Source organism: Vibrio sp. Vb0667 (assembly GCF_033391095.1).
This window is the reverse complement of the sequence record NZ_JAWPOL010000017.1, coordinates 1-22,732: the sequence shown is the minus strand read 5'-3', so window position 1 is coordinate 22,732 and position 22,732 is coordinate 1. Positions and strand designations below refer to the sequence as shown.

At 46.1% G+C, this 22,732-nt stretch carries 21 protein-coding genes; 9 read left to right on the top strand and 12 right to left on the bottom strand.

Annotated features, from left to right (window positions below; genetic code table 11):
• Positions 1 to 23 precede the first annotated feature (23 nt).
• From R8269_RS15525 to rhtB, 3 genes are all read right to left on the bottom strand, one after another.
• Entirely contained in the window at positions 24 to 359 is a 336-nt protein-coding gene (locus tag R8269_RS15525; RefSeq protein WP_005378730.1) for a metalloregulator ArsR/SmtB family transcription factor, read from the bottom strand.
• A 154-nt stretch (positions 360 to 513) separates the two neighbouring features.
• A complete protein-coding gene (locus R8269_RS15520) occupies positions 514 to 1,737 on the bottom strand; it encodes an EAL and HDOD domain-containing protein (protein ID WP_053304474.1) in 1,224 nt (407 codons plus the stop codon).
• Between the two features lie 24 nt (positions 1,738 to 1,761).
• Complete coding sequence (gene rhtB, locus R8269_RS15515) at positions 1,762 to 2,379, bottom strand: homoserine/homoserine lactone efflux protein (RefSeq protein ID WP_005378732.1); 618 nt, start codon at positions 2,377 to 2,379, stop codon at positions 1,762 to 1,764.
• Between the two features lie 65 nt (positions 2,380 to 2,444).
• Here rhtB and R8269_RS15510 point away from each other — a divergent pair, with 65 nt between their 5' ends.
• Both R8269_RS15510 and R8269_RS15505 read left to right on the top strand, forming a co-directional pair.
• Positions 2,445 to 3,455, top strand: a complete 1,011-nt coding sequence (locus R8269_RS15510; RefSeq protein ID WP_005378733.1) for an alpha/beta fold hydrolase — start codon at positions 2,445 to 2,447, stop codon at positions 3,453 to 3,455.
• A gap of 244 nt (positions 3,456 to 3,699) precedes the next feature.
• Positions 3,700 to 4,524, top strand: a complete 825-nt coding sequence (locus R8269_RS15505; protein ID WP_017636084.1) for a Cof-type HAD-IIB family hydrolase — start codon at positions 3,700 to 3,702, stop codon at positions 4,522 to 4,524.
• A gap of 50 nt (positions 4,525 to 4,574) precedes the next feature.
• On the opposite strand, the gene R8269_RS15500 is transcribed toward R8269_RS15505, so the two are convergent.
• Positions 4,575 to 5,045: an EVE domain-containing protein gene (locus tag R8269_RS15500; protein ID WP_005378735.1), complete on the bottom strand. Its 471-nt coding sequence runs from the start codon at positions 5,043 to 5,045 to the stop codon at positions 4,575 to 4,577.
• A 47-nt stretch (positions 5,046 to 5,092) separates the two neighbouring features.
• Between R8269_RS15500 and R8269_RS15495 the strand changes: the two genes are divergently transcribed.
• Both R8269_RS15495 and R8269_RS15490 read left to right on the top strand, forming a co-directional pair.
• On the top strand, positions 5,093 to 6,643 hold the full coding sequence (locus R8269_RS15495; protein WP_318222587.1) for a hypothetical protein: 1,551 nt from the start codon (positions 5,093 to 5,095) through the stop codon (positions 6,641 to 6,643).
• Positions 6,643 to 7,239, top strand: a complete 597-nt coding sequence (locus R8269_RS15490) for a tRNA-uridine aminocarboxypropyltransferase (RefSeq protein ID WP_042523926.1) — start codon at positions 6,643 to 6,645, stop codon at positions 7,237 to 7,239. The genes R8269_RS15495 and R8269_RS15490 overlap by 1 nt, the downstream gene beginning before the upstream one ends.
• Positions 7,240 to 7,322: 83 nt before the next feature.
• On the opposite strand, the gene R8269_RS15485 is transcribed toward R8269_RS15490, so the two are convergent.
• The 7 genes from R8269_RS15485 to lptM form a co-directional block, all read right to left on the bottom strand.
• A complete protein-coding gene (locus R8269_RS15485; protein WP_318222586.1) occupies positions 7,323 to 9,809 on the bottom strand; it encodes an EAL domain-containing protein in 2,487 nt (828 codons plus the stop codon).
• 138 nt (positions 9,810 to 9,947) lie between these two features.
• Positions 9,948 to 10,664, bottom strand: coding sequence for a 5-amino-6-(5-phospho-D-ribitylamino)uracil phosphatase YigB (gene yigB, locus R8269_RS15480; RefSeq protein WP_053350826.1), 717 nt, complete (start codon positions 10,662 to 10,664; stop codon positions 9,948 to 9,950).
• Positions 10,665 to 10,672: 8 nt separating this feature from the next.
• Positions 10,673 to 11,605, bottom strand: a complete 933-nt coding sequence (gene xerC / locus R8269_RS15475; RefSeq protein WP_064368853.1) for a tyrosine recombinase XerC — start codon at positions 11,603 to 11,605, stop codon at positions 10,673 to 10,675.
• Positions 11,571 to 12,302 (bottom strand): DUF484 family protein, encoded by a 732-nt coding sequence (locus R8269_RS15470; protein WP_213892659.1) that lies wholly within the window; start codon positions 12,300 to 12,302, stop codon positions 11,571 to 11,573. Before R8269_RS15470 ends, xerC begins: the two co-directional genes overlap by 35 nt.
• Positions 12,296 to 13,126 carry a diaminopimelate epimerase gene (dapF, locus tag R8269_RS15465; protein WP_005378744.1) on the bottom strand — a complete coding sequence of 277 codons (831 nt, stop codon included), beginning with the start codon at positions 13,124 to 13,126 and terminating at the stop codon, positions 12,296 to 12,298. The genes R8269_RS15470 and dapF overlap by 7 nt, the downstream gene beginning before the upstream one ends.
• 10 nt (positions 13,127 to 13,136) lie before the next feature.
• Positions 13,137 to 14,390 carry a diaminopimelate decarboxylase gene (gene lysA, locus R8269_RS15460; RefSeq protein ID WP_033907276.1) on the bottom strand — a complete coding sequence of 418 codons (1,254 nt, stop codon included), beginning with the start codon at positions 14,388 to 14,390 and terminating at the stop codon, positions 13,137 to 13,139.
• 61 nt (positions 14,391 to 14,451) lie between these two features.
• Complete coding sequence (gene lptM / locus R8269_RS26700; RefSeq protein WP_005378746.1) at positions 14,452 to 14,568, bottom strand: LPS translocon maturation chaperone LptM; 117 nt, start codon at positions 14,566 to 14,568, stop codon at positions 14,452 to 14,454.
• A gap of 74 nt (positions 14,569 to 14,642) precedes the next feature.
• On the opposite strand from lptM, the gene cyaY reads away from it, so the two are divergent.
• Complete coding sequence (gene cyaY, locus R8269_RS15450; RefSeq protein ID WP_005378747.1) at positions 14,643 to 14,957, top strand: iron donor protein CyaY; 315 nt, start codon at positions 14,643 to 14,645, stop codon at positions 14,955 to 14,957.
• Positions 14,958 to 15,026: 69 nt separating this feature from the next.
• Here the strand turns inward: cyaY and R8269_RS15445 are convergent, their stop codons facing one another.
• Entirely contained in the window at positions 15,027 to 17,555 is a 2,529-nt protein-coding gene (locus R8269_RS15445) for a class I adenylate cyclase (RefSeq protein ID WP_005378748.1), read from the bottom strand.
• A 346-nt stretch (positions 17,556 to 17,901) separates the two neighbouring features.
• On the opposite strand from R8269_RS15445, the gene hemC reads away from it, so the two are divergent.
• The 4 genes from hemC to R8269_RS15425 are packed head-to-tail and all read left to right on the top strand — an operon-like array spanning position 17,902 to position 21,981.
• Entirely contained in the window at positions 17,902 to 18,840 is a 939-nt protein-coding gene (gene hemC, locus R8269_RS15440; protein ID WP_064368855.1) for a hydroxymethylbilane synthase, read from the top strand.
• 2 nt (positions 18,841 to 18,842) lie between these two features.
• Positions 18,843 to 19,571: a uroporphyrinogen-III synthase gene (locus R8269_RS15435; protein WP_005383386.1), complete on the top strand. Its 729-nt coding sequence runs from the start codon at positions 18,843 to 18,845 to the stop codon at positions 19,569 to 19,571.
• 17 nt (positions 19,572 to 19,588) lie between these two features.
• Positions 19,589 to 20,800, top strand: coding sequence for a uroporphyrinogen-III C-methyltransferase (locus tag R8269_RS15430; protein ID WP_005378751.1), 1,212 nt, complete (start codon positions 19,589 to 19,591; stop codon positions 20,798 to 20,800).
• Positions 20,800 to 21,981: a heme biosynthesis protein HemY gene (locus R8269_RS15425; protein WP_064368856.1), complete on the top strand. Its 1,182-nt coding sequence runs from the start codon at positions 20,800 to 20,802 to the stop codon at positions 21,979 to 21,981. The genes R8269_RS15430 and R8269_RS15425 overlap by 1 nt, the downstream gene beginning before the upstream one ends.
• Positions 21,982 to 22,732: the final 751 nt, after the last annotated feature.

The following is a 22,732-nucleotide window of genomic DNA, read 5'->3' as shown; positions in this document are numbered from 1 at the left end:
CTACCTTGAATCTCTATTCGCTGTTAACAGCAAGCCTCACGACTTTTATCGTGTAAGCGTGTGATGTCGTCTTGGTATTCCTGCTTCAAACAGTTTGATGCCACTAAGTCTTCAATTAACTTTCGCATCCAACCTGGTAATTGCTGTGATAACTCGTAATACACCCATTGCCCTTGGCGTTTATCCACCAAGATGCCACTGGACCGTAACTGAGCAAGATGACGAGAAACTTTCGGCTGGCTCTCTTGCAGAGCAAACGCCAAATCACCAACGCAAGTTTCACCTTCACGGGCCACGAGCATTAAACAACGTACGCGTGTTTCATCGGATAACAGCTTAAAAAACTGATGTGGAAGCATAATGAACATACCTATATATGGATATGCGTATATGTTTATTTAATTAAGATATATCGTCAAGAGGAAACCGCCCATCGTCATAAAAGTTTCACATCTAACGAACAGCTTGATTGTAAAGAGAGAGATTCAAAGAGATAAAAGATAAGACCAGAAATTATGCAGTCGCGATGCTTTGACTCCAGCGAACCGCTTCACCTAAGGAGAGCTTCACTTCCTCTAAAGGCAACCCCAATTGCATCGTGATTTTTTCAACCCCTGACCAATCGGCACGCTCGTAGCACTCTTCGAGGGAAATAAGTGCACCATAAACCCCTTTGCGATGTAATAGCGCTTGTTGTACTGAATGACTAAGCGGTAACTGCCTAACTAAAGATTCCACCGAAAGATCCAGCAGCGCATCTAGAATCGACAGCAAACCAACCATGAAACCTTGCTCGTTGAGGTGAGAGAATGGCTGATAGCGCGACATCAATTGGCAAAATTGAGCTCGTTGCAATGAAAGGTGATACAGCTCTCGAGGCTTGTTACTGGAGATATACGATGCCACAACCAAAGAGACAAACTGCTTAAGGTTATCCTGGCCAAGATAAATCAATGCCTGACGAAAAGAGCTGATTTCGACAGCCAAATTCGGCGCTTGCGTATTTACAAAACGCAATAATTTATATGACAACGCGACATCTTGCGTAATGATGGACTCGATACGAGTAAAGTCAGGCTCAGGAGCACAAACTTCACGAAACAGTTGCAATGCCAACACTTGCTCAGGACTGACGTATTTAGTCTGCGAGACGAGTGGCTTGCTAAAAAAATAACCTTGGAAAAATTTAAAGCCAGCCGCTTTCGCTTGCTCAAACTCTTCTGCGGTTTCAACACGTTCTGCTAAAAAGTGGTATTTGACGCGTTTGGCAAGGTGTGTTTTGACCAGTTCACAGGCCTTTTCGAGCCCCATCGCCATAATGTCGAGCTTCACAATATGCACATATGGCAAAAAACGACGCCATTCTGGTGTTAGGGTGAAGTCATCCAAAGCGATCAAGTAACCTTCTCGATAAAACTCACGAATCGCATCAAGAAGCTCATCCGTAGGTTGGCACGTTTCCAACACTTCGATGACAATTTTGTTTTTCGGCAAACTGCGCGGCAAACGTCGCACCAAGCTTTGATGAGGAAAGTTAATAAAGCATCTTGAAGAGGCAATCACTGGGTTAGTACCCAGTGATAGGAAGTTTTCGACGATCAGTCGGTATGTCGCTCGATTTGAATCAATATGTGAAGGGTATGCGTTACTCTCCCCGTCTCGAAACAACAATTCATAACCCAGCGTCTGTCTTTTTCGGTTAAAGATCGGCTGGCGAGCGACATACGTTGTATTCATGCTAAAGAAGGACCTATAAATGGCTTATGACTTTGCAGCTGCTAATAATGCACCACAACCCATGAACATTGAACCGAATACTTTGTTTATTTTTCCCATGATTTTATCGGAGCGAATAAAGCGTCCCATTTGTGCTGCCAAGCTCGTGTAACCCAACATTACACACGCATCAATCACGACCGTAGTGACGCCAAGCACCAACAGTTGCGTGATTTGGTCTTTTGCCGGGTCAATAAACTGCGGGAACAACGCCACCAGAAAAACAATCGATTTAGGGTTGGTGAGGTTAATTAACACTGCCTTGTACAACAGCGCCGTGCCTGACATCTCGTTGTGGTTTTCAGCTGCGACTAAGCTTGATGTATCGCGCCATTTCTGAATCCCCAACCAAACCAGATAAGCGGCACCAACCCATTTAATGACAGAAAATGCGGTTGCTGACTGCGCGACAAGCGCACCAATACCCGCCCCCACCAGCGCGATGTGGATAACTAAACCAATTTGTAAGCCAATAATGGCACCCAGTGATTTACGGGTACCGTAACTCAAACCATTACTGATTGAGTTCACCGTGCCAGAGCCCGGAGCCAAACTAAAAACGATTGCTGTTACTACATAAGCTAACCAGACATGGGTATCCATTGCATTTCCTCACTAATTCTTCGATGATACATCGCGTAAACAACGTATCTTCAGGTAATCAACTAATGGCGACTAACCATTCACCTTTGACTTATACTCAAGAGACATTATTTGAGCAAGCAATTGGTGGTCCGATCGCAGCACTTTGGCAAACTCGCCAAGAGGGCTTTGTTAAAGGGACTGAGAAAAAGAACATTTACTGGTGCAAGCTAACCAACCCAGAGCATAAAAAAGCCGTGCTCATCGTAAATGGACGCATTGAGTCTTCCTGGAAATACCAAGAGCTGTTTTACGATCTCTACCGCCAAGGTTTCGATGTCTATTCCTTTGACCACCGCGGACAAGGTTTATCAGATCGTTTATTATCTGACTCAGATATGGGTCACGTCTATGACTTTACTGATTATATTGATGATATGGACATCGTCGTAAAAAAACACGACCTTAGCGAATATCAACAATGCTTCATCATCGCGCACTCTATGGGCGGCGCGATCGCCACACGTTACCTGCAAACTCACCCAGAACACCCTTTTACTGGTTTGATTCTAAGTGCGCCCATGTTTGGCATTAACCTGCCATGGTACCTATCACCAATAGCGATTCCGGTCACACAAATTATGTCAGCGGTATCGACTTTGCCACGCTATGCACCAGGACATCAGGCCTACTTCCCTAAGCCCTTTGAAGATAACCCACTTAGCCAAAGTTACGGCCGCTACCAATGGTTCCGAAACCTATATACGGAAAAACCGGAACTGCAAGTCGGTGGGCCAAGCACTCGCTGGGTTTGGCAAGGGCTCATGGCCGCTAAGCAGTGCTTTTTATTAACTCGCCAAGTCAAAATACCAGTAATCCTAATCCAAGCCGGAAACGATCGGATTGTTAGCAACCTCGCGCAAAAGCGTTTTATTGATAAATTGCGGAAAACCAACCCGCACGCGGAGCTGCTTTCCATCGAAGGCGCACAGCATGAAATCTTGTTCGAGACCGACAAGTATCGTAATCAAGCGCTCGATGCGATTTTCCGCTTTATGAATGACCCTAAATCGCCATCAAACGAACAAGCACAATAAGAACTCTAGGCGACCATTTCACGACTAAGATTAAAGAGGAAATGTCTACACATCGATTTACCCTCTTTTTCATCCTCATTTTGGCGTACACTGCTTGAACTTGGCTACTTTGACACAGTGTTTAACCGCATAGTGCTACGGGCCCAAGTTCCCCCGCATTCGGAGCAGTACGATCTAGTCAGTCTGCTGTACTCCGTTTGCAATTCACCTGTTCCACACTATCCAAACCGTTTACGAGGACTTCATGAGCACATCGCTACCTTGCAAAGAGATCACCAAAATCGTTGCCTCTGATCTGGATGGCACGTTACTCGCACCAAACCATCAGCTCAGTGCTTACTCAAAAGAGACGCTAAAAGCGCTGCATGAAAAGGGTTATACCTTTGTCTTTGCAACCGGCCGTCACCACGTAGACGTTGCGAGCATCCGTCGCCAAGTTGGCATTCCAGCTTATATGATCACGTCGAATGGTGCCCGAGTGCATGACCAGGAAGATCAGCTAATGTACAGCGAGAATGTCCCTGCGGAACTGGTACAAGGCGTGATCGACACGATCAAACATGATCAAGAAATACTTATTCACATGTATCAAAATGATAGCTGGTTGATGAACAAGGATGATGAAACGTTACGTGACTTCCACGATGAATTCACTTACGTCTTATTTGATGAAGACCACGCCCCAACTGACGGTATTGCGAAAGTTTTCTTCACGCATCCAGGAGAAGACCACGAACGTTTGGTCGTATTTGAAAACAAACTACGTGAGCAGTTTGGTGATAAGCTGAACATCGCATTTTCAACGCCTTGGTGTTTGGAAGTAATGAGCGCTGGCGTGTCTAAAGGCCATGCTCTTGAAGCGGTAGCGAAAAAACTCGACCTGACGTTAGAAAACTGCGTAGCATTTGGTGATGGCATGAATGACGTAGAAATGCTGTCGATGGCAGGTAAAGGGCTAGTTATGGGTACATCACACGAAAAAGTGATGAAAGCTCTACCAAATAATGAAGTGATTGGCAGCAATGCGGAAGATGCGGTTGCACACTACCTACAAGAACACTTGCTGTAAGCTTCAATACTCCAAATTATGAAGGGCTGCACATTCGCAGCCCTTTTCTTTTATCGCTGACTTGGCAGCTTCTCTTTGCCAAGAATCGCGTCCCATTCTTCTTCTGTCACGGGCATAATCGACAAGCGATTTCCACGTTTCACCAACGGCATGTTCTCAAGTTCTGGCATCGCTTTCATCACCGACAACGGAATCACTCGCGCCGTTTTACGTACAAACTCGACATCCACCATAATCCAACGCGGGTTGTCTGGGTCTGACTTTGGATCGTAATAATCGCTTTCGGGATCGAATTGGAAATGATCGGGATAGGCTTCTCTCACAACTTTAGCAATACCTGCCACGCCAACATGTTTACAAGAAGAGTGGTAAATCAGGACTAAATCGCCCACCTTCACTTGGTCACGCATCATATTGCGCGCCTGATAATTACGAACTCCCTCCCAACATGAAACCTTTTGGGTTCGAAGCGTGTCAATAGAAAAGGTATCTGGTTCAGTTTTAAATAACCAATATGCCATAATGCCATCCGATGCCGATTGAGTAACAATAATGAGGAAGATATAACATGAAGGCTTTGAAAAACCCAGTGGCGCTTGCCACCCTGCTGGTTCTGCAAGCATGTAGTTCACAGTCGCCACAATCTGGTGCCGCTGACCCAACCTCTCCACCAGCAACCTTAGATAAGCCTGAAACCATTCAACCTCAAACTTTTATGCTGCGCGGAAAAGTGATCGTCGGTCACGAGAGCCAATACATCATGCCTTGTGGCAGCGACAAGCAATATTGGTTGCAACTATCACCACAGCAAATGCAACAAGCAATTCAGTTAAATAACGAGCCTTACCAGACTATGTATGGCGAGGTTATCGGCCACCTCAACCCACCGGGCATCGATGGGTTTTCTGCTGATTTCGATGCTAACTTTGTCGTGGAACAAGTGAACTTCCTCACAACGGAAAATCCAAACCGTTGTCAGCAACCAAACAAACCAACTCGCGTGTTTGGTAATGAGCCTTCTTGGTCGGCAAGCTTTGAGGCTAATGGACTAACATTCCAGCAAATCGGCAAACAAACCACAAAATTAGCGATTAAAAGCAGTCAGCTTCAACCTCGCCAGCGCACTTATCAACTACAAGATGGTGAGCTTCGCTTAACAGAAAACCTCTGCTCAGACACAATGAGCGATTCTTTGTATGGCTGGAAAGCAACACTAAAACATGATGGCGAGACGTATCAAGGTTGTGGTATGGCTGCAAACGTCGATGCAACGCTTGGCTGGGCTAATACCTATGTCGCGACCTCAACCCAATCACAAGGCTTTGAAGTACAAATGACCTTAAACCCAGACCATAGCGCCACAACAAAATACCGTTACGCCAATGGACAAGCACCATTAATCGAGCGTGGTTACTGGCAACAGTTAAGTCCGTCTCAGGTTCAAGTTGTCATGACGCATCATCAACAGCAAAGGCTAATGTCAGAGCGACTGTTTACTCGAGAAGGCAATCAGCTCAAAGCGACCAAAGAAAAAGTCGGTAACTTAGTATACCCAATCGCCGATGGTGGTTTAGTCCTTTATCCTGCCACCGTTCGTGATGAAGGCATCATGCAACCAGCCGAAAAACGCACCAACAACCCCATCGGTAGTGCTGACGTCCCTTCTAGTGCAGAGTTTGATTCAAAAGTAGATGCCGCGGTGCGCAACTACTTCTTTATCCATCAAACCACCCCCAACAATAACCAACACCGTTGGCTAACTTACGACCTCAACAGCGATGGTAACGAAGAGCTATTGGTACAGTTGGATTGGTGTGGTTCCGGAGGCTGTACATTGCTGATATTTGAACATCACGAAAAGGAATGGCGATTTAATAGCCGCATTACACTAGTGCAAAGCCCGATTATGCTCGGCCAACAAACCTCTCATGGTTGGCGAGATCTGATTTTTAATGTCAGCGGTGGCGGAGCTAAAGCGGCTCAACACGTGATGCAATACACTGGGGTTAGCTACCCACTCAACCCAAGCATGGCACCAACGGCAACGCCGAACCAAGTCAGTGGTGTGCGTCTGTTCTCTGATGGGATAAGCCCGGTGCGCGAAGGAGTTCGTCTGTAATGTCACAACCGTGTCCAACCTGCGGTTTTCAATTCAATTGTATGTGCTCGCTAATGCCGAAACTTACCAGTGAGCACAACATCCTGCTGTTAATGCATCCGAATGAACTGAAGCGTGATACTAATACCGGCCAGCTACTAGAGCAGTGCCAACTCAACATTGAGCGAGTAATCTGGGATCGCAAACAGCCACCAGCAGAATTGCTCACTCTATTAGCTGATCCGTCGCGGTATCCGGTGTTGCTCTTCCCCTGTGAAGAAAGTATCACACTCGAACATGTGGTACTCCAAAGCCAGCAACAAACCAAAACTCCGCTGTTTATTATTTTAGATGCCACCTGGCAAGAGGCGCGCAAGATGATCAATAAGAGCCGTTGGTTAGAAGGTATCCCTACTATGGGATTGTCTGCGTCGGCGGACTCACAATATCAGCTGCGACGCAACCAACAACAAGGTAATTTGTGTACGTTTGAAGTCGCTGCACATTTGCTCGGGCAACTTGGAGAACAAAACAACCAACAACAAATGCAGCGCTTTTTTGCCCATTACCTCGCTCTGTTCCAAGCTGAAAAGAGTGGACACGCTCTTAAGCGTTAACCATTAAGCTCAGTAGAAGAACCAAACAAAAAACGCAGCCTACGCTGCGTTTTTTACGACAAGAAGTTTCACGTGAAACATCATTAAAACAGTCGAGTCGGCTCGCCAAGATAGTAACCCTGCAAATAATCCACCCCCATGTCTTGTGCAATGGTACACACCTCCTGATTGTGGACGAACTCCGCCACCGTCTCCGCGTTAAACACTTGGCACAAACGCACCAACTGGGAAGCGATCTTGCGCTGTTTTAAGTCTTTATCAATATCACGAATCAAGCTGCCATCGAGCTTTATGACTTCTGGCTCCAACTTTAGGATTTCATCGATATTCGAATAGCCGGAGCCAAAGTCATCAACAATGATACGCGCCCCTAAGCTTCTAAAATGACTGCACACTTCTATCATTCGGCCGTAGTCTTTGATCTGCTCAGATTCCAGCACTTCTAAACCAATTCGCCTTGGGTCATTTAGCTGGCTAATTTCATGCTCTAAAAGCATTAAAGTTTTATCACTGAGCAAATCTTGCGGCGATAAGTTTATAGAAAAGTCACCTTGCTTATCTCGCATATAATGCAACGTAGAATGAATCATGTGCCGACTTAGTCGAGTGTAAAGATGCGTATCAGAGATAATTGGCAGAAAACGTCCTGGCGCAATCACCGTTCCATCGGCTTCCAGAATACGAACCAAACATTCTTGGCTTGCCAATTTGTGGCTACTCGCATGCACAATAGGTTGGCTATAAGTGATGATATTCTGTTTGAGAATGGCTCTACTGACGCAACTTAGCCATCCAAGTTGCTCTTTACGCACATCCTCACTGACTTCAATATCTTTCGCATTACAGATATGAGTATTACTGCGTACACCGGAGCGCCTCGCTTCGATGCCTTTGAGTAAGAGCTCATCTACTGAAGCGGATGGAAAATCTCGACGACTCACTAAGCCGCCGCATAGCGAGATAGAAAGATAATCTATTTCACGTAGGCCAATTGGCTCAAAATTAGTTTGTTCTACCGCGTCAGCAAAACGCGCAAAGTGCTGTTTGATGGTCTCGCTGCTTTGATCAGCTTTAAATATGAACGCCCATTCACCAACCCCAATACTATAAAGCTGCAAAGCCGTTGGCATGCCGAAACGCTTTCGTAGTCGATTCGTAAAGTGCATTGAGAGATCTTTGAGTAATTGATCTCCCACTCGGTAGCCGTATTTTTCGTTGATATGACTAAAGTTAAGTAGCTTTAGAGTCAACAAATGCTCATCCAAATCGATGTTACTCAGCCGCTCTTGCAATGCGACCCGGTTTTGTAATCCCGTGCGACTGTCGCGTCGATAGCTTTCTTGTAACTTGCGCGTTTGGCGATCGAGTTGATATCCCATATGCGCGTTCATATGGTTGAGATCGCCGATCGCATTTCGAATCAAGCTAAACAGCGGTGAAATAGAGGAGCTAACGGGCGACTTAGGCAAGTTCAATGTTTGCACTTCGTCTCCCTCTCGCATCGCTAAATACGTCAGGCTGTGATGAAGAATTTCGGGCTGACCAATACCACCATGCAGCTCCCCCATACAGTAACTACCAAACGTCGTCGCAATATCTTTGAATGCTTGGACTTCGTCGCTGCTGTCAATAAAGTCTAACCGTGACGCGCAGTTAAAAATCATCACGACTTCAGGTTGGTGCATGGCTAACTCAACCACACCATGCCGCACTTGCTCGAGCGTTAACGAGGGATGGTTATAGCAAAATTGCACTTCGTCACCAAGACACCAGGGCCTGTCGAAGCTCATACTGCCATCAGCGTGTAGCTCCGTTACCGTACAAACTTCCTTTCGCCCTAAGCTTTCTCGATATAAAGGAAAGCTGAGCAGTTGACTCAGCGTCACGTCATGGCCATCCGCCAAGTAACGCTTGTATACGTCCAGCGCTTTCTTCTCACCTAAACAATACAAGCGCGTTCCTTTTGCATGAGTGACTTTGTGTGGCATGCCAATCGGGTTCCATTCCGAATACGCATCAGTCCATAGCTTCAAAGTATCACTGTGCAAAGCTACGGCAACCACGGCATTATCGTAAACTCGGTTTTGATATAGCACCCAGCAGCCATCGTCAATACTCTGCGCCAACCCTCCAGAAATCACTACTTCTTCACTGGCGAAGGTTTGAAACAAGGGATAGTCACGTCGTTCAATTTGCACAGCAAAGCTGAGGATCACCTGTGAATTATGCTGCATTAGAAGAGAGCGCTTGAGCTCCCCGCCATCAATGTCAGGGGAGTAAGAGTATGTTTGTACCGCAGAAGTCAGCGTGGTTTGCTCAAATTCAATCACACTCACTAGGCAACCAGAGGTAAATATCTCCCCTTCCAGAATCACATTACGCGTACTATGCCCCATAACATGAGCATTCGGCAGCGACGACAAAACGGCGTCTGCAAGTGTGGTCGTAATTTCGCGCGATTGCGTCGACAATATTTGTACTAAATATTGTTTATCTGAGGAAGTCGGAAAAGTGACTAAAAAGTCATTCAGTTGACTGACATCGTGAACCAGTTTTGAAAAAGCTCGCATGGACCTACCACTGCCGTAACACTATCTTCACCACGACGTGTGGCGTTACTATTTTTATTTAATAGAGAATAATTTACGTGGCTTTGCGCTGCTTTTCTAGACACAAAATGAGATTAGAATGGATTAATGCGAAAGCAATTAAAAAAGTGTGAGTAACGGCTGCAAACTATTGATTTCAATATCAGGTAAAGTACGTGTTTTTGAATGGTTAATGACATTTTTATTCATATCATTAAACCAACAGGCTGCAAAACCAGCCAACTTTGCACCATGCACATCCGTGGTTAGATGATCACCGACATGCAGAATATTCTCCGCAGGAATATCCAAGAATCGCTTCGCTTTAGTAAACATATCGGTTGCGGGTTTCGCCAATCCATCTGGTCCTGCTTTAAGTACCTGTTGGAAATAAGGCGTAAGACCGATGCGGTCTAAATCCACATTACCGTTGGTGATTGCCACCAACGGGATGTGCTGCGCGAGTTCCTCCAATACATCGAGGCTTTGCTGCGGCACTTCAAAACGGTTACGCCAGTCCAACGCAACGTCTACTGCGGCTTTCGCGGCGGCATGTGCTGCGTCTTCGTCGTAGCCTACTTGGGAGAAGGCTTGCTGAAGTTGCACTAAACGCCATAAAGTGACATCGCTCTTCAGCTCGGGTTGTTGCTGCACAACACGCTGCTTGAGAGCAAACCAATCCGCTTTGTTCATATGAGCAACCGCTGGATGATGGTGCTTGAGCCAAGATAGCAACTCACGCTCCATGCGAACTATCACAGGATAGTTGTCATAGAGGGTATCATCTAGGTCAAAGGTCATTGCCTTAATAGGCTCGATACGGCGATAAAATTTCATACTTCGGCTCACTCCCCGTTCTTTTTACGTGCGCGTGGGTGGGCTTGGTCGTAGGCTTGCGCCAAATGTTGGAAATCCAAGTGCGTGTAGATTTGGGTCGTCGAAATATTCTCGTGCCCTAAAAGCTCCTGCACCGCACGTAAGTTATTGCTTGATTCGAGCATATGTGTCGCAAATGAGTGACGCAATTTATGCGGACTAATATGGCTTGCGACAGACTGTTTCTGCCCCCATTCAGCCATGCGCTTTTGCACGCTACGATGCGAAATACGCGTTCCAAGCTTAGATACAAACAAGGCGGGCTCACCTGGAGCGGCTAAATCACCACGAACGCGTAACCACTTCCCGACCCACTCGGTTGCCATCCCAGAGAACGGCACTTTACGTTCTTTATCGCCTTTACCAATAACACGAAGCTCACCACTACGCAGTTGTACGTCACGTACATCCACACCCACCAGTTCAGCCAAACGTAAGCCGGCGCCATACATCAGCTCCATCATGGCGCGATCGCGCACAGCCAACGGGTCGTCCTCGTTGACTTCAAGTAATTGGCTCACTTCGTCAACATCGAGGTTTTTGGGCAACGGGCGTTTTTTGCGAGGTGCTGAAACCCCTTTGGCTGGGTTAGCAGAAATCTCGCCACGCAGAATAAGGAAATCGAAAAAGCTACGCAGCGATGAGAGTCGCGTTGCCAAACTGCTGGCTTTCATGCCTTCTCGCATGCCCTTACCTGCTAATTGGCGCACCCAACCAGCATCCACTTGAGACCAATCTTTGAGCCCCATTTCAGCTAGGTGCTGCGCCATTGTTTCTAGCTGCTGTTTGTAATTGCGCTGAGTATGTAGGCTAAGCCCCTTTTCGCTTCGTAAGAATTCATAGAAGCGCTCAAGAGGCTTTTGCAGACTATTTGGCAGAGGAGTGTTGGGAGTTGTCGTCATCGTAACTTTGCCATACCAGTGTTTGAGCGAGATGTGCCACTACTAATGATAGGTGACGCAAAAACAAGGTATCCATATCTGGCTGAAAATGGCCGCCATCTTCACTAGAAAAAGCAAGCACGCCCAGAGTTTGCTGTTTCACGAGCGGCAGTACCACATAGGACCCCATTTCCGGCACTTCCATGTTGCCAAACAAAGCTTCACGATCCACTTTGCGAAGACGTCCTAAGTACGCATCTTTGCCATTTAAGTGTGTGGTCGCAAAGCGTTGATAACTTTCCTTACTCAATTGAATCGATGCGTCGCATTGACTAAACAATCGAACAAACGCACGTAAGCCCAATGTTTTGGCTTTCTCTTCGATAGAATGAATGACTTGTTTAAAGTCACCACACTTTAGAATCTGCCCCTGCAAATCCATAAATTCGTAAAAGGTGCGATCATTGTTCGCCGCAAGCGACATTAGTGTAGTGATCTCTTCCTCTAACTCTTCAATGCGCTGACGTTGGCGATTCATTTGGATGTGTACCAAAGATACCGCGCCTAAGTCTGAGTGTGGGAAAGATAAACGATCCACAAGCTCCGGACGTTGCACAAAAAAGTCTGGATGATCTTTGAGGTACTCTGCCACTACTTCAGCCGTTAAGGCATCTGCTTCTACTTGAGACAAAGCGTTTCCTTTTTCTTCAACTAGCAAGACAATTGACCATCAAATACATGCGTTGTAGGTCCGGTCATAAACAACGGCTTGCCAGGGCCTTGCCATGCAATTCGCAATTCACCACCAGGTAGAGAAACCTTAACGTTTTCATCCAACAAGCCCTGCAGAATCCCAACCGCGACTGCCGCGCATGCACCACTACCACAAGCTTGTGTCTCTCCTGCGCCTCGCTCGTAAACTCGAAGACGAATATGGTCACGACTCATCACCTGCATAAAGCCAGCGTTGACGCGCTCTGGGAAACGCTCATGCGACTCGAGCAGCGGACCGAGAGTTTCCACTTCTGCCGTATCCACATCGTCGACCACGGTCACTACGTGCGGGTTACCCATGCTCACAGCACCACAAAACAAGGTATTGTCGCCTGCTCGCATGATGTAAGTTTTCTCTTTTTGCTTCGCTTTGAAAGGAATTTTGTTCGGTTCAAACTCTGGTACGCCCATGTTGACCGTCACTTCCCCATCATCTTCGATGTTGAGAATCATCTTTCCTTTCTTGGTGCTCACGCTGATGCTGTATTTATTGGTCAGCCCCTTCAAGCGAACAAAGCGGGCAAAACAGCGTGCACCGTTACCACACTGTTCAACTTCACTACCATCGGCATTAAAAATCCGATAATGGAAGTCGGTTTCAGGGTCGTAAGGGGCCTCTACCACAAGCAATTGGTCAAAACCAACGCCAGTATGACGATCCGCCAAGCGGCGGATCAGGTCTTGCGAGAAAAACACGTTCTGGGTAATACAGTCGACGACCATGAAGTCGTTGCCCAAACCGTGCATTTTGGAAAAGTGGAAATGCATTTGTTGTGTGTTACTCCGGTAGAATCTGTTCCAGCTGCCACAAACTGGTCAGCTCCTCACGCTGGCGAACTAAGTGGCTTTGTTTACCGTCCACCATCACTTCTGCCGCTCGGGTACGAGTATTGTAGTTCGAAGACATCACAAAACCATAGGCACCTGCTGAACGAACCGCGAGTAGATCACCTTCTTGCAAAACGAGTGCGCGATCTTTACCCAAGAAGTCGCCGGTTTCACAAATAGGACCAACCAAGTCGTAAGTCTGAGCTTCACCCTTTCGCGGTGAAACTGGCACAATATCTTGCCATGCTTGGTATAGCGCAGGACGCATCAAGTCGTTCATTGCAGCGTCGATAATCGCAAAGTTTTTATGCTCAGTATGTTTTAAAAACTCAACACGCGTTAGCAAGATACCTGCGTTCGCAGCAATTGCACGGCCTGGCTCAAAGATCAGCTCCAAGTCTTGGTGATTTTCAAGACGACCAAGTAACGCTTTGGCGTAATCAGAAGGCTGAGGTGGTAATTCATCACGATAGACCACACCCAAACCGCCGCCGACATCAAGGTGACGAATGTTAATGCCTTGCGCTTTTAAATCATCAATCAGGGCTAATAAACGGTCTGTCGCGTCGATAAATGGGTCTATATTGGTCAGCTGAGAACCAATGTGGCAGTCGATGCCTTGCACATTCAAGTTCGGCAGGCTTTGCGCGAATTTATAAACATCTGGCGCACGATCAAACGCAATGCCGAATTTATTGTCGCGAAGACCAGTCGAAATGTAAGGGTGTGTTTTCGCGTCGACATCTGGATTGATACGCAGAGAAATTGGCGCAATCACACCAAGCTCACCCGCAACCTTGTTCAAACGTTCTAGCTCTGGCTCAGATTCAACGTTGAAACATTTGATACCTAGCTCAAGAGCGCGCTTCATCTCTGCCGATGTTTTACCAACACCAGAGAAAACGACTTTTTTCGGATCACCGCCTGCGGCAATCACACGCTCAAGTTCACCACCCGACACGATATCAAAACCCGATCCCAAACGCGCTAGCGTGTTCAATACGCCTAAGTTTGAGTTGGCTTTCACCGCGTAGCAAACCAGGTGAGGATGCTGACCCACAGCACTATCAAACGCCTTCCAATGGCGCTCTAGCGTGGCTCGAGAATATACGTAAAGAGGAGTGCCATATTGCTCTGCAAGAGCTTGAAGTGGGACGTCTTCGGCCCAAAGCTGGCCATCATCCTGATAGTTGAAGTAATCCAAAATTCGCTTCCCTTATTTTATTCGACTGCTGAACCCTAATTTCACCCTAAGGTGCGGTTATTTATTGTGATTGCTCATTCTGTTGAGTGTCATCTGGAATGTATAGTGAGCCAGACTGACCACACCCCGCTAAGGTCGCGGCAACCATCACAAACAACACAGTAACTAATTTTTTCATTTCGCATATCGTGATTATTGAATCAATGCCCCCTATAATCGCACCACACTCAGGAAAAGCAATAGGATAGACGGATGAACGATACTGAATTTCATCAACTGGTGGATGCGCAGATGCAAATCATCGAAGAATCCATCGATGATTCAGGCGCAGACATTGATTACGAAGTCACTGGCAACGTAATGACATTGGAATTTGAAGACCGCAGCCAAATCATCATTAATCGCCAAGAGCCGATGCATGAGATCTGGCTAGCGTCCAAATCTGGTGGTTTCCACTTCAAGCTTATTGAAGGTAAATGGACCTGCTCAAAAACGGGTATGGAGCTATTTGAAATGGTGAAGAAAGAGTGTGAAAAGCACGCAGGCGAAGCCATTGATTGGGCATAATTCTGGTCAATCGTCACCAAAACAAAAAGAGCACCGAAGTGCTCTTTTTGTTTATTGATACGGGTTTAATTACGCGTTCACAGTTTTGGTCGGGCGACTCGGTGAACAACCGTCATTACGGTAAGGAATGATATACGCATTCCCCTCTTCAGGGTGAATAATTTGATAGTACTGAGGCAGGTTAAAGTTAATAAACTTCGACGCGACGCGACTATCGTCTTTTACCGACGTGTAGAAGCTGTTTACAGACGAAATCATTTCATCTTTGGAGCCACTAAATTGGTGATACACTTCCACTTGATTTGACTCATCCAAAACATAAATATTGAAGCCATCTTCGTTATCTTCAAAGAAGAACTGCACCAGACCTTCACTGGCAAACCCATCCACCGCCTCCGGCATTTGATATTCTTGCTCACGATCGAGCATTAACAGCGGCGAGCCTTTGAGTTTGTTAGTAGAAATGCTGCGGTAGAAATCGATGGAATTTTCTAGCTTCTGCACCGACACACCACGACGTTCAAAGAACAACCCATAAGTCTGGTTACCAAGACGCATCGCTTTAAAGCGGCGGCGTTTCTCTTGCTCTACTGGTTTCAAGCGTAAGTCGATACATTCAGCTAAAAGCTGGTAAACCATATTACGCATCACACCACGCATGTTCTTCGCATAGCAGAACACATCCACTGATTCTGGCGGCAACGCATCTTGGTGCATTTTGCCCAAAATGGTTTTCAGTGCATCCAGCATCGCCGTTTCCCCTTTGAAATGCAGCGTACGCACTTCATGCCAAGAGTTACGGTAAACAAGGTCAACACTGCCGACTAAATTTTTATGTTCTGGACCAAAGCTAAAAATATCGGTGTTCTTAACATCCACTTTCAACGAACGACCAGAAAGTTCAGACGTCGGATCATTTTCGAAGTTGATGAACATCGCAAGCTGGCTTATTTCACAAGGACTCGCTAGCGCCTGCATAGATGGACGACGCTTACGCAACGCAAAAGTATTTCGTAAGTCACTCACCATTTGGTAAAACTTATCAATATCTAGCTGCGCTTCACGTACCACGGCATGTAAACGAGTCGATTCAGTGATCAAGCCATTGAAGAATGCCCAAGCAACCAACTTACTCAAGTATTCATGATGCTCTAGATATGGTTGCCCCAAAATGCGGTGCGCAATAAGCGGTTGTTTATAGAGGTACCAACCAGACTTGTTTACCCCCCCTTTTTTCACTTCGATAAAGCTCAAGTCAGGCTCGTGCAGATCAGGTGAAATCTGTGGGTTTAGTAACGTTACTTTGCCCGGCAATACTTCAAAAGCCGCGTAGAGTTTACGGGCCAAAATACTGATGTCTTGCGGACTGATAGCAGAAGTGATGTCGTTACGACGCGCAAATTGAATCAAGTTACGGTAGCTTTGCATCAACGCATCCAGCAATGCATGATGTACCACCTTTACTTGTTCAACCTTCCAATTACGGCGGTCATCGAGCTCTGCAACGACACTGGCATCCCAATTCCATTTTGCAATCATATCGCTCAGTGCTTCACGACGCCAAGCTACTGAGCCAATATTCGGCTCACGAGATAGTTTTTCATGGGTTTTGAGATAGAAACAGCGACGCACCAAATCCAAACGTGTATCGTCTTGAATTCGCTCTAGGTAACGGGTTACTTTTTCCAACATTAAGTAGTACGCATCCATGCCATAGAGGTCAGGCTCATGGGCAAAGAAACGACGCTTAGTGTCGATACTTAACAATTGAGTATGCGGGTATTCCCACGAGTAAGCTTCTAGCAAGATGGCTTTTAATACCGATTTGTAGGGAGAGTCGATGCTTTTGTATAACTGCCACAAGTTCGAGCCGAAGTATTCTTCAGCAGGAATGCAGTTCAATTTACCAAAGTCGATCCATTCACTACAGTCGATGTAACCATCACTGCACAGTTGAGAAACGTACTCGTCGTAACACTCTTCCATTTCTGGCGGCACGATTTGCCATAACAAACGCTGTCCGGCAATACGCACCGCACTACGATAGAATTCATCTAGCAAAAGTAAGTGCTGAGATGAACCACAGTTATCACCTGTCATCTCCTCAGAATGATTGCTTCTAAAGCGCTCTTTATCCATTAAGAAAAAGTTCGCTTCCACGCCTTTGCTTTGTGCCCAATCCGTGATGAGTAAGCATTTATTGGTCAATAACTCGCGTTCGTCACAATCCATCTCTGGTGAGATACACACCCAAATATCCAAATCACTGGAAGTACTTTGACCAATCGAGGAGGTACTGCCCATGGTGTATAAACCCAATATAGCGGGCTTTTCTACCGTCTTGAGCGGCTGACCAATGGCAAGTTGAATATCATCTATGAATTGTTGCTGAATGCTATTTAGTTCAAGCCCATGCACACCAAACGGGACATCGGCATCATAATAGCCAGGAATTACAGGATGGTTGTAGTTCAACAAGGCAGGAATCAAGTGGAAGACTTGCTGGCTTTGCGAATCCATAAGCGCCAACGCGCGATCAACTCGCTGCTGATTCAAATTATCTAGTCGCTGGATGATTTTTTGGGTGTAAGCCTGCAAGGGGAATTCCTTGGTTGAACAATCACGAAAATCTGCTGACGTTTTAAACCAAAATGGCTTAAAAACGTGATCAATTTAACACTTTTATTGGTGCGGGTAAAGCTTCACGCCCGCGTATCACTCTGGATACAAAACCATACTTTAGTCACAAAATTAATCGCGCGGTAGTTTCGCTCTTATTACCTATTACTAATAATAGTCCTTAGTCTAATTGAGAATCCAGTCACACTATTTTCATAACGTCATGTAATTCCATTCATAGCCTTCAGAGATAACGAACTAACAGTAAGCATTTCTTGATGAGAATGGTAGGATAAACCCAAATCCAAACAGCATTGAGAAGATCATGACACAATCCACACCGATTCGCATTGCAACTCGAAAAAGCCCTCTTGCTTTATGGCAAGCTTACTTTGTTAAAGACGCCCTTCAAGCCGCTCACCCTGGCTTGGAAGTCGAGTTAGTAACCATGGTGACCAAAGGTGACGTGATTTTAGATACACCACTAGCAAAAGTTGGCGGCAAAGGCTTGTTCGTAAAAGAGCTTGAAATCGCGATGCTAGAAGGACGTGCAGACCTCGCCGTTCACTCAATGAAAGACGTACCCGTCGATTTCCCAGAAGGCCTTGGCCTCGTGACCATTTGTGAGCGTGAAGATCCTCGTGATGCCTTCGTCTCTAATACCTATAGCCACATTGATGAGCTCCCTCAAGATGCCGTGGTTGGTACTTGCAGTTTGCGCCGTCAATGCCAACTGAAAGAATATCGTCCGGACATCATCATCAAAGAGCTTCGCGGTAATGTGGGCACTCGCCTTGGTAAGTTAGATGCGGGTGAGTATGATGCAATCATTCTTGCTGCGGCTGGCCTCAAACGATTGAAGCTTGAAGAGCGCATTCGTAGCTTTATCGAACCAGAGCAATCACTACCAGCGGTAGGGCAAGGTGCTGTCGGTATTGAGTGCCGCCTTGACGATGAAAGACTGCTTAAGCTGCTTGAGCCACTTAACCACCAAGACACCGTAGACCGCGTTTTGTGTGAGCGCGCAATGAACCTTACGCTAGAAGGCGGCTGTCAGGTACCTATCGGCAGCTATGCCCTGCTAGACGGCGACAACATTTGGCTACGCGCATTAGTTGGCGAACCAGATGGCAGCGAAATTGTGCGTGGTGAAATTCGTGGCCATCGTAAAGACGGCGAAGCATTAGGAGTGCAGCTAGCCAATGAGCTGCTAGATAACGGCGCTCGTGAAATCCTAACTAAGCTGTACGCAGATCACGAATAACCATGGCAGTGTTGGTCACTCGGCCGGGAGAGCAAGGCAACGCGCTTTGCTCTCTGCTCGAAAGGCACGGCATTTCCGCATATCACCATCCTCTGATCGACATTGTCGCCGATCTCACGGACACGCACCTCTCTAAACATCTACATCAAGCTCAAATTGTTATCGCTGTTAGTCGACATGCCGTGCAATGTGCACAGCAAATCTTAGCCAGCAACGGGATGTCATGGCCGAAACAAGCTATTTACCTTGCCGTTGGTCAAAAAACAGCACACTATTTAAGCAAATGTACCCAACAGAAAGTACACTATCCCCAAGTCAGTGATAGTGAACACTTATTGCGACTGCCAGAGCTCAACAATGTGGCACAACAACAAGTTCTTATCCTTCGTGGTAACGGCGGAAGAGAGCTGATCAAAGATGCATTGGTGAGGCGTGGCGCAAAAGTTCACTATAGTGAGACTTACAAGAGAGAATTCATCCCATTCGATCCAGTAAGCTGTATCTCACTATGGAAAAACCTACAAATTAACCAGATTATTGTCACCAGTGGTGAACAACTGGATTATTTGTGCAGCCAATTGACGTCGGAGCAATTGACTTGGCTTAATCAACAAGAGTTGTATATCCCCAGTCAGCGTATCGCTGACATCGCAATTCAAAGGGGGTTCACTCGCGTGAGATGCACGGGAAGCGCATCCAACCAAGAATTACTGGCGGCTCTCCAGCCCTAGCTACACAGGATATAGGCATGACAAGTAAAAATAACGACCAAAAAAATAACGATAAAAACCTTTCCGAAGAAACCTCATCGGCACCGCTAGTCGAAAAAACCACATCGCAGCAGGATGCGGACCTTAAAAAAGAGCAACCACAAGCGGCCGAGCCCCCAAAAACAGCAGAGCCAACCAAAGTCGAGTTTGAAGAAAAACAAGGTAAACGCGGTGTCAAACTAGGCACGGTCGCTATCATCTTATCGATTATTTTTGGCGGTGGCCTCGCGTACAAGCTGCATCAACAGCAAGCCGATTACCAAGCGCAGATCGCCCAACTAAAAAGTCAGCTAGAAAGCACTCAAGCTTCCATGAAGCAAGAGCTCAGCCGGGTACAAGAAGAAACCATCGAGAAAGCAACAACCGTGACACACAAAGCGGAAGTGGTACTTGGACAGCAACAGAAGAGCATTGAAAGCTTACAGCTCGCCGTTGCCGATGTGAAAGGTCGTCGACCAAACGACTGGCTATTGGCGGAAGCCGATTACCTCGTCAAATTAGCCGGCCGTAAATTGTTCTTAGAGCACGATGTAGAAAGCGCGACTCAACTGATGGAAAGTGCAGACCAACGCATTGCAGCGCTGAATGACCCTAGTCTCGTCAAACTACGTAAAGCAATGGCAAACGATATCACCAAACTTCGCACTATCCCGCTAATTGACCGTGATGGATTGGTACTACGCTTAACTGCCCTGCAACAGCAAGTAGACAAGCTCCCTCTCGCCAATGCACTGCTACCTGAAGCTGAAGCCGTAGAAAACACTGAAGTGTCTGAAGATATCGCAAACTGGCAAGATAACTTAATGACCTCTTTGAAGGACTTTTCAGAAAACTTCATTACCTTCCGCACGCGCGATGGTAACGTCATTCCACTGCTTTCTCCTGAGCAACACTTTTACCTGAAAGAAAACATCAAAGCCAAATTGGAAACGGCAATAAAAGCGGTGTACCAAGAACAAGGTGAAATTTACACCACATCTCTAAAAACAGCCGACAAATGGGCATTAGCTTTCTTCAACCAAGACGATAATTCCGTTAAAGAGTTCAACAAAACGGTTAACCTGCTAAGTCAGCAAAATATTCAAGTGGAATACCCAACAAAACTGCAAAGTCAGTCTCAACTATCAGATGTCATCCGTGAACGCCTACGTCGTGAAGTCACAACGATGACAGGCATGGAGGATAAGTAATGTTTCGTCTTATTTTCCTATTTGTTGTACTAGGCGCAGGACTATTTGTTGGCACCCAGTTTTCTGGTCAGCAAGGCTATGTACTCATCTCCATTGCCGAGAAAACGATCGAGATGAGCGTAACGACATTAGTGGTTTTCGTTATCGCAGCACTCGCAGGTCTTTTTCTGCTTGAGTACCTGATTAAGAAGTTAGTTTATGCTAGTTCTACAACATGGAACTACTTCAGTGTTCGCAAAATGCGCCATTCCCGCCGATACACCAATGAAGGCATTATTAAACTTCTAGAAGGTGACTGGAAAGGTGCTGAGAAAAAAGTAACTCGCTGGGCAAATCATCACGATATGCCGCTGCTTTGCTACTTAGTTGCCTCTGAAGCCGCACAAGGTCAAGGTGATAAAGCAAAACGAGATCACTATCTAGAGCTAGCGAGCCAACAAGAGAACGCCCATCTCGCAGTAGAGCTGACTCGAGCGAAACAATTTATCCGCGACAACGAGTTCGAGTCCGCTTTCGATACCTTGCAATCGTTAAAAAGTCAGTATGCGAGTAACTCTATTGTATTGAACTTGCTGAAAACAACGTACATGCAGCTAAAGTTGTGGCAACCTCTTATTGACCTCTTGCCACAACTAACCAAAGCAAAACTCATCTCGGACGAAGAACATGCAGAGCTGATTCAAAAGGCGCAGTGCGGCTTACTCCATGAAGTAGCGCAGCAACAGGGTAGCGAAGGGCTAATCTCCCATTGGAATAGCCTCTCACGTAAAGTGAAACAAGACACACACCTCGTTGCCTGTTTTGCTCGAGAACTCATCACACGAAAAGCTGATGCAGAAGCCTTTACCGTGCTAAAAGAAGCATTAAAAAAACAACCATCCCCAGAGCTTTATCAACTACTGCCAGATCTAAATCTGCCAGATACCCACCCTGTCGTGGTCTTCTTAGAGGGAGTAGTGAAGAAAGAACCGGATAACGCCGCTGCCCATAGCGCATTAGCGCACTTCTATTTCCGTCAAGAGAAGTGGCAAGAAGCCCAGGATCACTTTGAGATCGCCTTAAAGCTTCGCTCTGACGTCTCTGACTATGCATTCCTAGCAGACACACTAGAGAAGCAAAATCTAACCAAAGCTGCTCACGAAGTCTCTCGTAAAGCTCTCACGCTCGTACAGAATGACTAACTTAAGATGACCTAACCAAGCCGACAGCTTACCTGTCGGCTTTTTTATTGCCTGCTATTAACCCTTCAGTCCTTAGTCATCAATATGTTTATCCAATTCATTGGCTCCCAAGTAGTTCTCAACTTCCTAGCAACTCACTATCGTTTCACTTTCCTCTTCTCTTTTGACTACTCTGATCCTGTCATTCCAGCAGAATCCAAAACAATTTTAAAAGATGCAGGAATACGTAACTTTAGCCTGTTGATGTATGGTTTTAAGACGTAGCTAGATTTAGGCAATAGAGCACACGCGTCGCTAGACTGAGTAAAACAAAAAGATACATCAGTGAAACAGTGGCTATTTGAGTATGCTTATTTGTTCGGTCTATCCGGTAAAAGGGGCTAGAGAAGCAATGGTAGTGCTTTAAGAGAACGATAAGGCAATAGATGGTTCAACACCTTAACAAAGCATCTCCAACAACCTTATCGGGACAGCATGCAGTGATGAGGATGAACAGCTTTAGAAGCAACTGCACTTCTTAGCAAAAATCAAAACGTCACAACCAATACCGATACCAATATTACTTTGTCGAAAAGTAGATCGCATATGGAATTGATTTTTGGCAAGCACAGATAGAGTAATAAAGATGTATGGAAATGAAAAAAGCCTCGCTATTTCTAGCAAGGCTTCTTAATAGTGGCGGAGAGATAGGGATTTGAACCCTAGATACGCTATTAACGTATGCCGGTTTTCAAGACCGGTGCTTTCAACC